The sequence below is a fragment of the Pseudomonas sp. H3_A02 genome (assembly GCF_054671965.1).
Window position 1 is genome coordinate 5479558 of sequence record NZ_CP162807.1, and the last position, 13196, is coordinate 5492753.

General features: G+C 61.4%; 11 protein-coding genes. 5 read left to right on the forward strand and 6 right to left on the reverse strand.

Translation table 11 applies throughout. The features are described from left to right. Window positions 1-81 precede the first annotated feature (81 nt). A complete protein-coding gene (mapR, locus tag AB4N80_RS24050) occupies window positions 82-1491 on the forward strand; it encodes a GntR family transcriptional regulator MpaR (RefSeq protein ID WP_305481308.1) in 1410 nt (469 codons plus the stop codon). 150 nt (window positions 1492-1641) lie between these two features. Here mapR and AB4N80_RS24055 read toward each other — a convergent pair whose 3' ends face one another. Continuing rightward, window positions 1642-2388 (reverse strand): SDR family oxidoreductase, encoded by a 747-nt coding sequence (locus tag AB4N80_RS24055; RefSeq protein ID WP_122568108.1) that lies wholly within the window; start codon window positions 2386-2388, stop codon window positions 1642-1644. A gap of 78 nt (window positions 2389-2466) precedes the next feature. Then, window positions 2467-3345: a Dyp-type peroxidase gene (locus tag AB4N80_RS24060; protein WP_354336833.1), complete on the reverse strand. Its 879-nt coding sequence runs from the start codon at window positions 3343-3345 to the stop codon at window positions 2467-2469. A gap of 228 nt (window positions 3346-3573) precedes the next feature. Between AB4N80_RS24060 and ampC the strand changes: the two genes are divergently transcribed. Next, window positions 3574-4722, forward strand: a complete 1149-nt coding sequence (gene ampC, locus AB4N80_RS24065; RefSeq protein ID WP_460079156.1) for a class C beta-lactamase — start codon at window positions 3574-3576, stop codon at window positions 4720-4722. 167 nt (window positions 4723-4889) lie between these two features. Here the strand turns inward: ampC and AB4N80_RS24070 are convergent, their stop codons facing one another. The 3 genes from AB4N80_RS24070 to AB4N80_RS24080 form a co-directional block, all read right to left on the reverse strand. Then, the gene (locus AB4N80_RS24070) at window positions 4890-5438 is read right to left on the reverse strand and encodes a DUF4174 domain-containing protein (RefSeq protein WP_122568105.1); all 549 of its coding nucleotides are present in this window, start codon (window positions 5436-5438) and stop codon (window positions 4890-4892) included. Window positions 5439-5740: 302 nt separating this feature from the next. Continuing rightward, window positions 5741-6526, reverse strand: a complete 786-nt coding sequence (locus AB4N80_RS24075; RefSeq protein WP_122568104.1) for a sulfite exporter TauE/SafE family protein — start codon at window positions 6524-6526, stop codon at window positions 5741-5743. Window positions 6527-6633: 107 nt separating this feature from the next. Next, window positions 6634-7338, reverse strand: a complete 705-nt coding sequence (locus tag AB4N80_RS24080) for a hypothetical protein (RefSeq protein ID WP_240998508.1) — start codon at window positions 7336-7338, stop codon at window positions 6634-6636. Between the two features lie 341 nt (window positions 7339-7679). Here AB4N80_RS24080 and AB4N80_RS24085 point away from each other — a divergent pair, with 341 nt between their 5' ends. Both AB4N80_RS24085 and AB4N80_RS24090 read left to right on the forward strand, forming a co-directional pair. Next, a complete protein-coding gene (locus AB4N80_RS24085; RefSeq protein WP_460079160.1) occupies window positions 7680-8831 on the forward strand; it encodes an aldose epimerase family protein in 1152 nt (383 codons plus the stop codon). 182 nt (window positions 8832-9013) lie between these two features. Further along, on the forward strand, window positions 9014-9835 hold the full coding sequence (locus AB4N80_RS24090; RefSeq protein WP_460079163.1) for an aldo/keto reductase: 822 nt from the start codon (window positions 9014-9016) through the stop codon (window positions 9833-9835). 178 nt (window positions 9836-10013) lie between these two features. Here AB4N80_RS24090 and AB4N80_RS24095 read toward each other — a convergent pair whose 3' ends face one another. After that, complete coding sequence (locus AB4N80_RS24095; protein WP_122568099.1) at window positions 10014-12377, reverse strand: DNA polymerase II; 2364 nt, start codon at window positions 12375-12377, stop codon at window positions 10014-10016. 312 nt (window positions 12378-12689) lie between these two features. Here AB4N80_RS24095 and AB4N80_RS24100 point away from each other — a divergent pair, with 312 nt between their 5' ends. Beyond that, window positions 12690-13130, forward strand: a complete 441-nt coding sequence (locus AB4N80_RS24100; RefSeq protein ID WP_122568098.1) for a CBS domain-containing protein — start codon at window positions 12690-12692, stop codon at window positions 13128-13130. The last annotated feature ends 66 nt before the right edge of the window (window positions 13131-13196 follow it).

A 13196-nucleotide genomic window follows, 5' to 3' on the forward strand; every position in this document is an offset into this window, starting at 1 on the left:
TCGCGAGCAAGCTTTGCTCCCACAAGCTCGCTCCCACAGTTTAAAAGCGCAAATCACGCGTCACTCGAGACTGAGCCTGCCATGAAACGCTACGAGAAATTTGCCGACGACATCGCTGAACTGATCCGCTCGGGCATGCTGGGGCCGGGCCAGCGCGTGCCGTCGGTGCGCTACGCCAGCCAGACCTACGGCGTCAGCCCATCTACCGTGTTCCAGGCCTACTACCTGCTTGAGCGACGCGGCATGATCCGGGCCCGGCCGCGCTCCGGCTACTTCGTCAACACCCATGCACCGAGCCCGTTTTCCGAGCCGGCAATCAGCAGCCAGGTGCACGAGTCCACCGAAGTCGACGTCAGCGAACTGGTGTTTTCGGTCCTGGACTCGATCAAAGACCCGGCCACCGTACCGTTCGGCTCGGCATTCCCCAGCCCGACGCTGTTCCCGCTGCAACGGCTGTCCCGCTCGCTGTCCAGCGCAACACGGGACATGGACCCAAGGGTCGTGGTCACGGACATGTCGCCAGGCAATCCACAATTGCGTCGCCAGATCGCCCTGCGCTACATGGTCGGCGGGCTGATGCTGCCCATGGAGGAACTGCTGGTCACCAACGGTGCCCTGGAGGCCTTGAACCTGTGCCTGCAAGCCGTGACCGAGCCCGGCGACCTGGTGGCGATCGAGGCACCGGCGTTCTATGCCAGCCTGCAGGTGCTGGAACGGCTCAAGCTCAAAGCCGTGGAGATTCCCGTCCACCCACGCGACGGCATCGACCTGGACGTGCTGGAGCAGACGCTGGAGCGTCACCCGATCAAGGCGTGTTGGTGCATGACCAGTTTCCAGAACCCCATGGGCGCGACCATGCCCGAGGAACGGAAACAGGCATTGGTGGAACTGCTGCGCCGCCATCAAGTGCCGCTGATCGAGGACGACGTCTACGCCGAACTCTATTACGGACAACAGGCCCCCAAGCCCGCCAAGGCGTTCGACACTGAAGGATTGGTGATGCATTGCGGTTCGTTCGCCAAGAGCCTGGCACCGGGTTATCGCATCGGCTGGGTCGCCGCCGGGCGCTACGCGCAGAAGATCGAACGGCTCAAGCTCATGACCTCGCTGTGCGCCTCGATGCCAGCCCAGGCCGCCATCGCCGACTACCTGCAACACGGCGGCTACGACCGTCACCTGCGCAAACTGCGCTACGCCCTGGAAGAACAGCAAAACGCAATGCTCGCCGCCATCGCCCGCTATTTCCCGGCCCAGACTCGGGTCAGCCAGCCGGCGGGCGGTTACTTCCTGTGGCTGGAGCTGCCGGAGCGGATGGACTCGCTGAAGCTGTTCCAGATGGCCCTGGCCCAGGGCATCAGCATCGCCCCGGGGCCGATCTTTTCACCGACCCGGCGTTTCAGGAATTGCATCCGCCTGAACTATGGCAGCCCGTGGACCGAAGTCTCGGAAAAGGCCATGGAGACGTTGGGGCGGATTATTCGGTCGTTTTGAATGCTGTGTCGATCTGACTATCGCTTTCGCGAGCAAGCCCGCTCCCACATTGGATTTGCTGTGTAGCCACAATCATTGGTTCACCACAGTCCAGTGTGGGAGCGGGCTTGCTCGCGAAGAGGTCGGTACTGTCAACGACAAACCAGAGGTTTACCGCCCGCCCCCCAAATCCACAAACGTCCCGGTCGCATACGAAGCCTTGTCCGACAGCAGCCAGATAATCGCCTCGGCCACTTCATCCGGACGACCGCCCCGGGCCATGGGAATCGCCGACTCCAGCTTGCTGACCCGGTCCGGGTCGCCGCTCAGGGCGTGGAAATCGGTGTAGATATAACCGGGACGCACCGCGTTGACGCGGATACCTTCGCCGGCCACTTCCTTGGACAGGCCAATGGTGAAGGTGTCCAACGCGCCCTTGGAGGCCGCGTAATCGACATACTCCCCCGGCGCCCCCAGGCGGGCAGCCACCGACGAGACGTTGACGATGCTGCCGCCCTGCCCGCCATGCTTGGGCGACATGCGCAGCACCGCATGCTTGGCGCACAAGATCGGCCCCAACACGTTGGTCTTCAGGATCTTGAGAATGCGGAATTCGGACATCTCATCAAGCCGGGACTTGTGGGCAACCGTGCCGGCGTTGTTCACCAGGGCGGTGACGCGGCCCAGTTCGGCGTCCACCCGGTCGAACAGGCCGATCACTTCGTCTTCGATGCTCACATCGGCTCGCACGGCAATCGCCTGCGCGCCCTTGGCCCGGACCTGTTCAAGCACCTCTTGCGCGGCACTTTCATCGGACTGGTAGTTGATGCAGATCCGATAGCCCAACTCGGCAGCCAACAGCGCCGTAGCGGCCCCGATTCCGCGGCCGCCACCGGTGATGACGATGACTTTATCCACGCTTGCTTCTCCCATTCCACGGATAGAGGTCCGGCCCAAGAATAGCGTTCACGTCACGCTTTGCACAAACCGCTGCGCTTACCGGGCCAGGGCACGCAGATCCAGGCGTCCGTCCAACACCGGCGGGCACCAGTAATAACCGCCGGTGATCGGTCGGCTCATGCGATACAGGCCGTCGGTGATGCCGTCCTCCAGGCCACTCATGCGCCGCAATTGGGCCTCGAAGGCGTCGAGGGAAAAACCGAATGCCAGGAACATCAGCCCTGCACGGTCGCCCTCGATCCAAGGCATGGAACGACGCACCACGAACGCTTCCGGAGCGAAACTTTCCTGGGCGGTGCGCTTGACGTGGGCCGACTCCGGCGCGTCGTCGATTTCCTCGTTGTCGCTCAGGCGCCGGCCCATGATGTTGTCGCGCTCATGGGGCTGCATCGCCGCGAAACCGTCCAGATCGTGCTGCCATTGCTGGATCGCGGCGAAACTGCCACCGCGTACCCCGACGGCGCCCTGGGTCAGGGCGGCGGCGATGGCCGCTTCGTCGTGCGGATTTTCGGTGCCATCTTCATAGCCGGTCAGGTCGTGGCCGGTCATGTGGCGGAAGGTTTCGTTCATCTGCACCAGGCGCAGCGCCGGGGCCAATGCGGCTTCGATGGCGCGGCTACGGTGCATCAACTCGCCGCGGTCTTCACCGTGCAACCAGCACCACAGGGCGTGTTGGGTCGAGGGGTTGTCCACGCCTACGCCAGCCAACGCAGGAAAAGCCCGCAGGCCATCGACCTGGGCGCCCAGCGCCTGGATCAGCGACTCGCCAAAGCCGACCACGGCCCGGCCATCGAGCAGCAACAGGAGTTTGTCTAGCGCAGCCGGCAGTGCCTCGACCGATTCCAAGGCAAAAAACAAATGACGGGCCTGAGGCGGAACAGGGGTGGCGAGAATGCCGGGCTGGTAGTAACTCATGGGAACTCCTTTAGAAAGAGCGCAAGTTTACCCGGCAGCCGCCGCTTTGTGTGGTTTGGCTTGAGGTCTGACCGCCTAGGATAACCGGGCCGTTTTGTAGGAAGGTTCTCGCGCCGCTATCAGACGACTCAGAAACACGTCTCGGCCCGATAGCCTCGGATTGCCGGGCAGCCAAAAACGCCCTAGATTGACCACCCCCTCAAGGAAGGCCAACGAGAGCGCTGCACTATGCAAATTGCCAGATCGATACTCGCCGGGACTTTTTTCCTGGTCTGCGGGACGCCCGTGGGCTTTGCCCAGGAGCGCATTGAAGACACGGTCAATGCCGTCATCCAGCCCTTGATGAAACAACAGGACATCGCGGGCATGGCGGTCGCGATCACGCACAACGGCCAACGCCAGTTCTTTAATTATGGCGTCGCCGCCAAGGACACGAAAAAACCGGTCTCCGACCAGACCCTGTTCGAAATCGGTTCGGTCAGCAAGACCTTCACCGCCACCCTCGGCGCCTATGCCCAGGCCCAGGGCAAACTGTCCCTGGCGGATCCGGCCAGTCGCTTTGCACCCGAGCTGCGCGGCAGCGCCTTGGAGGGCACCCGCCTGCTCGATCTCGCCACCTACACCGCTGGCGGCCTGCCGCTGCAGTTTCCCGAGGAGGCGGATCACCCAGACCGGATGTTCAATTACTACAAGACCTGGAAGCCGCTCTACCCGGCCAGCACCCAGCGGCTTTATTCAAACCCGAGCATCGGGCTGTTCGGCTATCTGGCGGCCCGCAGCCTGGGGCAGCCCTTTGACGCGGTGATGGAGCGCACGCTGATGCCAGGGTTGGGCCTCAAGCACAGCTATGTGCGGGTGCCGCAGGATCAGATGGGCCGATACGCCCAAGGTTATGCAAAGGATGGCAAGCCCGTGCGAGTCGGCAGCGGCGCATTGGATTCCGAAGCCTACGGGGTCAAGACCAGCTCAACGGACCTGATTCGCTTCGTCGAGGCCAACCTGCGACCTGAAAAACTGGACGCGGAACTGAAGCAAGCCATCGCCACGACGCATACGGGTTTCTACAAGGTTGGCGGGATGAATCAAGGGCTGGGCTGGGAGTTCTACCCCGCCCCATTCACCTTGGACGACCTGCTCGCGGGCAACACACCGCAGATGGCCCTGACTCCGCAAAAAGTCGAACCGCTCGACCCGCCTCGCCCGGCACCGGACGGCGCCTGGATCAACAAGACAGGATCCACCAACGGTTTCGGCGCATATGCGGCATTCGTGCCTGGAAAGGACATGGGAATCGTGATGCTTGCCAACAAGAACTACCCGATCGAGGAACGGGTGAAGGCGGCGCATCGGATCCTGATGGCGTTGGACGCTCAATAAAGGACGACGAGTCCCCCTGTGGCGAGGGGATTTATCCCCGCTGGGCTGCGCAGCAGCCCTCCTAAGCGCCCCCCAATCTGCCTGACACACCGGTTCGAGGGGGCCGCTTCGCGCCCCAGCGGGGATGAATCCCCTCGCCACAAAAGCGGCCTCGGTGCTATCGGAAATCAATCATCCAACGGTTTCGGCGGTTCCGTCGGTTTGACTGCCTTGCCAGGCTTGGTGCCTTTCGCATCCTTGGCCGGTGCAGGCTCCGGCGCGGGAGGTGGCGCCGGGGGCGTCGCTTCTTTTTCCGCTGTGGGGAGCTTATCGACGGTGTCGAAGAGGTCTTTCAATTCGATCGCCCCGGAATGCTCAAGCTTCTTTTCCCCGTCCTTGCCCACCAGGATGATCTTGGTCTGGGCCCCGGCGCCCAGCTTGAGGGAGCGGATCAGCGCCATGGTGCTTTGCGGGTCCAGATCCTTGCCATCGCGCTGCCCAATGGTATTGAGCACGGTGTAGAGCACCATGTTGCGCTCGGAAAAACCCTGCTTGCCCGCCGGTTCATCCAAGGCTTTTTTCAGGCTGACCCAGGCCGGGTCGACTGTGCTGGGCGCGATGACGATCAGGGGACGTGCCCTGCCTGCATCCGCCACCAAGGGTGAGTCGCCATCGGCAGCGAACAGGGGGCCGGCGATGGCCAGCAAGGTAGCGAAGGTCAACGACCGAATGAGCATGCGCCTCTCCTTTTGATATTTACGCTGTACTGATTGCACAGGGCGGCGATTGTTCCGCGAGAGTCGCTCGATACTGCGCCTGCCTGCCTTGAAGCTTAGGCCAGGGGGATCATTGCGCAACCACAGGAAAGGAAAAGCAATTTTGGTACGAGAGTTTGGCGAGGGACTGTTGTGGGAGCGAGCTTGCTCGCGATGACGATTTGCAAGTCGATATCAATTTGGCTGACACACCGCTATCGCGAGCCACCTCGCTCCCACATTGGATCGGTGAGAACCCATAGATTTATTTTCGAACTGGGTACTCAGAACGCCAACTTGAACCCGATCATCGCCAGCATCACCGCCAGGCAGGGGCGTAGCAGCTCGTCGGAGATACGTCCCGACAAATGACTGCCCAGGTAGATCCCCGGCAACGAACCGATCAGCAGGAAACCCAGGATGTGCCAATCCATGTTGCCCATGCTCGCATGGCCCAGGCCAGCGACCAGGGTCAGCGGCACGGCATGGGCGATCTCGGTGCCCACCAGGCGCTTGGTGACCAGGAACGGGTAGAGGATGAACAACGCGACAGTGCCCAGGGCGCCGGCGCCGATGGACGTCAACGCAACCATCGTCCCCAACACCAGACCGGTGATGACCGTGAGCACATTGAGACGCGTACCGGAGGGGTTGTAGTGACCGCCGGCACGGTCGTGGGCGAATTGCAGCAAGCGTTTCTTGAACAGGATGGCCAGGGCGGTAGCGAACAACACAAAGCCCAAGGCTTGCTTGATCACCGCATTCATGGCGTCGGGCGAACTGTGCAGGCTGCTGAGGAACCACAGGGTCAAGCCGACCGCCGGCACGCTGCCCAACGTCAGCCAACCGGTGATGGCCCAGTCGATGTTGCGGTTCTTGGCATGAACCAGTACACCGCCAGACTTGGTAATGGCCGCGTACAGCAGATCCGTACCCACCGCTGTCGCCGGGTTGATACCAAACCACAACAGGATCGGGGTCATCAGCGAACCACCGCCGACGCCGGTCATACCAACGATGAAACCGACCACCAGACCCGCAACGACTAAACCGACATTACCGAAATCCATTAAACCCGTCTCAGCACGACCGCATGAAAAATCTGGCCGCGAGCATAGCGATTTTTCTTATAACTCCCTATATCGATGTGATCTATCTTTATTCCTTTTCTCTCTTTTCACTGGACCGGCAGGAAGTTGAGGAATAACAGGCTCTGGGCATAATTCAAGCCGATACGCCGGTAGCGCTCGTCGAGCATCTGGGTCAGCAGGTCCAATCGGGCGACGATTTTGCCGAACTCCACGGCGAAACTCAGGTTGCTGCCCTCCTCCGAAATCTCATTGGAAAACAGCAACGGCGTGCCGTCCTTATTCTGCCGCTGGCTGAGCAGCCAGGTGGCCTTCTCGATGTTGCGCGCCGCATTGCTGACAAAACGCGGATCGATGGTGTCGGTCATGTAGAACTCGAGGCGATTGCCATGGGCGGTGACCAGCATGCTGCCGATGGCATAGATGAACGCCCCGACCCGGTCACCGAGAAACTCCGGGCTCATGGCATAGCTCAGGGCGGCCAGGTCCTTCTTGCCACCCAAGGTCGGCAAGGGTTGTTGCTGCTCAATGGCCATGCGCACCTGTTTTTCCGCGGTGCGGGCGTCGAGAAAGCCGGATTTGCGCAGTTCCTCGGGGTTGCGCAGGTAAAGCTTGCTCATCAGCAGGTAGAGGCTTTGCAGGTTGTCGTGCATGGCCAACGTAGCCATGCGGTCAACACTGGTCTGCAAGAACTCCTGGGGCTTGGCATTGCTGAACTGCGTGACCATGTCCTGCCCCTGTTGATGGCTGCAGCCGCCGCCAAACAGCAGCGACACACCGACCAACCCTGCCATGCAGGCACGGCGCAACCTCGTCACAGAAGAAAAAACACCGGCCATCGAGTCTCAATCTGGGCAGGGGGAAGCGATGGGGGTCACCGCTTCCAGGCCATGGATAGAGCGGCAAAAGTCGTAAAAGTGCAGTGCACGGAGAAAATCCTCGACCTTCAGCAAGGTCTTTCTTGGCTAATTAGTCTTACTTTTTAATTGATAAATCTTCATTTTTGGCTATAAATCCCTTCTCATCCTTTAAATAGAAAGACTACTAGACACGAAAGCCTTCATCGCTGTCCGACCAGTAACGGACTCGACCCGCGTTAAAACAACAACAAAACAACAGGAAGGAAGGTCATACCATGCTTGAATCCAGACAACTGCTCACGGCCCTCGGAGTGTCTCTGATGATCGCCACCTCGGCTTCCCAGGCTGCCGGCCTGACCAATGAACGCGGTGCATTCGGCAAGACCGACGACGGCACAGCGGTGGAAAAATTCATACTGCGCAACAGCCATGGCATGGAGGCTACGGTCATCACCTACGGCGGCATCCTCCAGTCATTGAGCGTGCCGGACAAAAACGGCAAGGCCGCCGACATCGTGCTCGGCTTCGACGATGTGCAGGGCTATCAGAAGAACGGCAGCGTGTATTTCGGCGCGACCATCGGCCGCTTCGGCAATCGCCTGGCCGATGGCGCCTTCGAGCTGGACGGCAAGCGTTACCAAGTGCCGCAGAACGACCATGGCAACTCCTTGCACGGCGGGCCGCAAGGGTTCGACAAGCGTGTCTGGAAGGCCCAGCCCCATAATGCCAAGGACTCGGTGGGCGTCACCCTGACCTACCTGTCACCCGATGGCGAGATGGGCTTTCCCGGCGCGCTGAAAACCGACGTCACCTACAGCCTCAACGAACAGAACGAGTTGCGCATCGAGTACAAGGCCACCACCGACAAGCCCACGGTGCTGAACCTGACCAACCACAGCTATTTCAACCTGGCCGGCGCAGGCAACGGCGACATACTCGAGCAGGTCGCGACCTTGAACGCGGCCCACTACACGCCGGTCACCGGCAAACTCATTCCCACCGGCGAACTGGCCCCCGTGGCCGGCACACCGATGGATTTCACCCAGCCCACCGCCATCGGCACCCATATCAAAGCTGATCACCCACAACTCAAATTCGCCGAACCGAAACAGGGCGGCTTCGATTTCAACTGGGCGCTGGACGCCAAGGGCGACGTGACCAAACTGGCCGCCGAGGTGTATGACACCGAATCCGGACGCCGCCTGCAGCTCTACACCACCGAGCCTGGCGTGCAGTTCTACACCAGCAACTTCCTCGACGGCACCGTCAAGGGCAAGCAAGGCAAGGTCTATCCGCATTGGGGCGCGTTCACCCTGGAAACCCAGCACTACCCCGATTCGCCAAACCAGCCGAACTTCCCTTCGACGCGGCTTGATCCAGGCCAGACCTACACCCAGACCATGGTGTTGAAGTTCTCCGCCAAATAACCCCCTCGCCGAATCGTTCCCACGCTGCGCGTGGGGAACACCTTCTGTGACGCTCTGCGTTACGCTTTGAGGATGCAGAGCCTCCCGGTTGAATTCCCACGCAAAGCATGGGAACGATCAATGCGTGAACACTTGGTCTATCCTGCTGCCACACGTCAAAGCTCAAAAAACAGGAGATAGACATGAGGACGCTGGAATTGGCGGGTGTGTCCGTACCGGTAATTGGCCAGGGCACCTGGCGCATGGGTGAAGAACCGTCCCATCACAAGAAAGAAGTAGCGGCCTTGCGGTTGGGGATCGAACTGGGCATGACCCTGATCGACACGGCGGAGATGTATGCCGAAGGCGGCGCCGAGACCGTCGTCGGCGAAGCGATCACTGGCCTGCGCGACCAGGTTTTCCTGGTGAGCAAGGTCTACCCCCACAACGCCAGTCGCAAAGGCATCCCCCTGGCCTGCGAACGCAGCTTGCGCCGGCTCGACACCGATTACATCGACCTTTATTTGTTGCACTGGCGCGGGCAGTACCCCTTGGAAGAAACCGTCGAAGCGTTTGAGCGCCTGCGCGAAGAAGGCAAGATCGGCCGTTGGGGTGTGTCGAACTTTGACGTCGATGACCTTGAGGAGCTGGCCTCGCCGACCTGCGCCACCAATCAAGTGCTGTACAACTTGCAGGAACGTGGCATCGAATTCGACCTGTTGCCCTGGTGCCAGCAACAGCGCATGCCGATCATGGCTTACTGCCCGGTCGGCCAGGGCGGGCACCTGCTCAAGGATCACACCCTGGGACAAATCGCCGAACGCCATCGCGCAACGCCGGCGCAGATCGCACTGGCGTGGTTGCTGCGTCAGGACAATGTGATTGCCATTCCCAAGGCGGTGAAACCCGAGCATGTACGTTTGAATGCCGAGGCGGCCAACTTCCGGCTCGAGCCTCAGGACCTGGCCGCCCTCGACCTGATATTTCCCCAGCCCCAGGGCAAGCAGCGGCTGGCGATGGTTTGACATCCAATCCTGGGATTCACACCGACCTGTGGTGATGGAGTTTTTCTGTGGGAGCAAGGCTTGCCCGCGAGCGGACACCTCGTTCCCCCCAGGACACCGCGTCGTCTTCATCGCGGGCAAGCCTTGCTCCCACAGGGGATAGGCCTTGATCACAGCTCGGCCTGAATACCTGGGAACTTCAGAACAACCCCATCTGCCCCCCCACCAACGTCGAAAAATCATCGTCCACAAACGGCAGGATCGCGTCCGCCACCGGCTGTAGCTGCTTGGTCACGTAGTGGTCGTAATCGATTGGCGCACTGCGAATTTCCAGCGGCTCGGGGCCGGCGACGGTGATGACGTAGCTGATCCAGCCGCCATTCTGGTATTGCCGCGGACGGCCCTGGCGCTGGTTGAACTCATCGGCCAGCCGCGCGGCCCGCACGTGGGGTGGGACGTTGCGTTCGTAGTCGTCCAGCGGCCGCCGCAGGCGCTTGCGGTAGACCAGCCGCTCATCGAACGCACCGGCCAGGGTCTGTTGCACATAATCGCGCACATAATCCTGGTAGGGCTTGCGGTGGAAGATCCGCCCGTACAACTCCTGCTGGAACTGCCGGGCCAGCGGCGACCAGTCGGTACGCACGGTCTCCAGGCCCTTGTAGACGATTTCGTCGCTGCCGTCGGCGCGGGTCACCAGCCCGGCGTAGCGTTTCTTGCTGCCCTCCTCGGCCCCCCGGATGGTCGGCATCAGAAAGCGCTTGAAATGCGTTTCGAACTGCAGCTCCAACGCACTTTCCAATCCGAACTCGGCACGCACCTGCTCACGCCACCATTGGTTGACGTGTGCCACCAACTCGCGACCAATCCTCGCCGCTTCCTCCTGACCATGGGCACGACGCAACCAGACGAAGGTGGAGTCGGTATCGCCGTAGATCACCACATGGCCCTGGGCTTCAATCAACTGGCGGGTGCGCTGCATGATCTGGTGGCCGCGCAGGGTGATGGACGAGGCCAGGCGCGGATCGAAGAAGCGGCAACCACTGGAGCCGAGCACGCCATAAAAGGCGTTCATGATGATTTTCAACGCTTGGGACAGCGGTGCATTGTGCTCGCGCTTGGCGGTCTCCCGGCCTTCGGAGACCCGCGCGACGATGGCCGGCAGGCAGTGCCGGCTTCGGGAGAAGCGCGCCCCACGAAAGCCCGGCACCGATTCAGGGTCATCCGGGTGACGCAGCCCCTCGATCAAGCCCACCGGGTCGATCAGGAAGGTGCGGATGATCGACGGATACAGGCTCTTGTAGTCCAGCACCAGCACCGACTCGTAGAGCCCCGGCTGGGAATCCATGACAAACCCACCCGGGCTGGCCTCGGGCGGACGCTGGCCGAGATTGGGGGCAACAAAACCCTGGCGGTGCATCAACGGCATGTACAGGTGCGTGAAGGCCGCCACCGAACCGCCGCTGCGGTCCGCCGGCAGGCCGGTGACGCTGGCCCGTTCCAGCAGGAACTTGAGCAGCTCGGTCTTGGCGAAGATCCGCGTCACCAGCTCGCAGTCCTTGAGGTTGTAGCGGGCCAGGGCCGGCTTGTCCTCGGCGAACATGCGATTGATCTCGTCCATCCGCTGATACGGGTTGTCGATGGACTTGCCCTCCCCCAGCAGCGTCTGGGCGACATTTTCCAGGCTGAACGACGAGAAGCTCCAGGTCGCCGAACGCAGGGACTCGATGCCATCGATAATCAACCGACCGGCCGCCGAGGCGAAAAAGTGGTTGTTGCGCGCGCCGTGCTCGCGCCATTGCATTTCTTCGCCGCCGCGCCCCAGGCGCAACGGCACGGCCAGGCGCCGGGCGTGTTCATGCAGCACCCGCAGGTCGAACTGCACCAGGTTCCAGCCGATGATCGCGTCCGGGTCGAAACGGGCGAACCAGTCGTTGAGTTTCTTCAACAGCAGCGTGCGCGATTCGCAGTATTCCAGCTGGAAATCCACACCAGTATCGTCGCCATTAGGCGGCCCGAGCATGTAGACCTGGCGCTCGCCGCAGCCTTCCAGGGCAATGGAATACAATTCGCCCTGGGCGGTGGTTTCGATGTCCAGGGACACCAGGCGCAACGGTGGACGGTAGTCGGGCGCTGGTTTCATCTGGGCATCGACCAGCAGGCCATCGGCGGCCGGTGTACCGCCGAACCACACCGGGGCGGTGATGAAACGCTCCATCAGGTAGCGCTCCGGTGGCCGGATGTCCGCTTCGAACACCTCCACACCGGCGCGGCGCAAGGTGCCGTCCAGGCGCATCAACTGGGCATGTTGCTGGCAATACAGGCCCAACACCGGACGATGCTCGAAATCCAGCAGGTCCAGGGGGCGCAGCTCTATGTCCTTTTCCCCTTGCAGCAAGGCTTCAAGCTGGCCGCGCTGGACCTGCGGCACAAAGGCCACCGACGTCTGCACCGGCAGGCGTACGCGCCGGGGACCGGCGTCGGTCGCCAGCCAGAACTCGACTTCGGTGCCGGCCGGGGTATCGCGCCAATGCCGGGTCAGGACGAAGCCCTGCTGTAAATCCACCGCTGCAACCTCGAATTTTGCGTGTGCCGCGATTCTACCTGTGACGAGGGGATTTATCCTTCTGTGGGAGCAAGGCTTGCCCGCGATGCAGGCGCCCCGTTTCCTCTGGGAGACCGCGCCGGCGCCATCGCGGGCAAGCCTTGCTCCCACAGAGGGACTCCCCTCGCCACAGGGGTGCATGGCGTCACTTCGGTGGTAAATTCACCGGCAATGACGCTTTTGGACGATTGGCCGCCGCTTTACCGCTTGCTCTGCGCCGTTGGGTCTACGATGCTTTAACAACCAGCAAAAACAACACCCCGAGGCTTCCCCATGAAAACCGTCGCGCAGTTGCTCCGGATGAAAGATGACAAGAACCAGCAAGTGCACACCATCTCACCGGACGACATGGTATTGCAGGCCCTGATGCGCATGGCCGAGAAGAACGTCGGCGCCTTGCTGGTGGTGAAAGACGACAAAGTGCTGGGGATCATCAGCGAGCGCGACTACGCCCGCAAAATGGTCCTGCACGGTCGCTCGTCGGTGGGCACGAAAGTGAGCGACATCATGGTATCCCCGGTGATCACCATCGACCCGCACCAGAATGTCGAGACCTGCCTGAGCATCATGACCGAAAAGCACTTGCGCCATTTGCCGGTGGTAGAAGACGGCAAGCTCGTCGGACTGCTGTCCATCGGCGACCTGGTCAAGGAAGCGATCGCCGAACAGGCCGATCTGATCCGACAACTGGAGCAATACATTCGCGGCGAATGATCCCGGCCGGCGGGTTGCTCATTCTCAACACACTTCTATATTGAAGGGGTTGTTCCTGCGAGCATC

Bases quoted from the DNA above. Each gene is read 5' to 3' on its own strand.
- mapR (WP_305481308.1), top strand. From the start codon at position 82: ATGAAACGCTACGAGAAATTTGCCGACGACATCGCTGAACTGATCCGC.
- AB4N80_RS24060 (WP_354336833.1), bottom strand. From the start codon at position 3,345: ATGAGTTACTACCAGCCCGGCATTCTCGCCACCCCTGTTCCGCCTCAG.
- ampC (WP_460079156.1), top strand. From the start codon at position 3,574: ATGCAAATTGCCAGATCGATACTCGCCGGGACTTTTTTCCTGGTCTGC.
- AB4N80_RS24070 (WP_122568105.1), bottom strand. From the start codon at position 5,438: ATGCTCATTCGGTCGTTGACCTTCGCTACCTTGCTGGCCATCGCCGGC.
- AB4N80_RS24075 (WP_122568104.1), bottom strand. From the start codon at position 6,526: ATGGATTTCGGTAATGTCGGTTTAGTCGTTGCGGGTCTGGTGGTCGGT.
- AB4N80_RS24080 (WP_240998508.1), bottom strand. From the start codon at position 7,338: ATGGCAGGGTTGGTCGGTGTGTCGCTGCTGTTTGGCGGCGGCTGCAGC.
- AB4N80_RS24085 (WP_460079160.1), top strand. From the start codon at position 7,680: ATGCTTGAATCCAGACAACTGCTCACGGCCCTCGGAGTGTCTCTGATG.
- AB4N80_RS24090 (WP_460079163.1), top strand. From the start codon at position 9,014: ATGAGGACGCTGGAATTGGCGGGTGTGTCCGTACCGGTAATTGGCCAG.
- AB4N80_RS24100 (WP_122568098.1), top strand. From the start codon at position 12,690: ATGAAAACCGTCGCGCAGTTGCTCCGGATGAAAGATGACAAGAACCAG.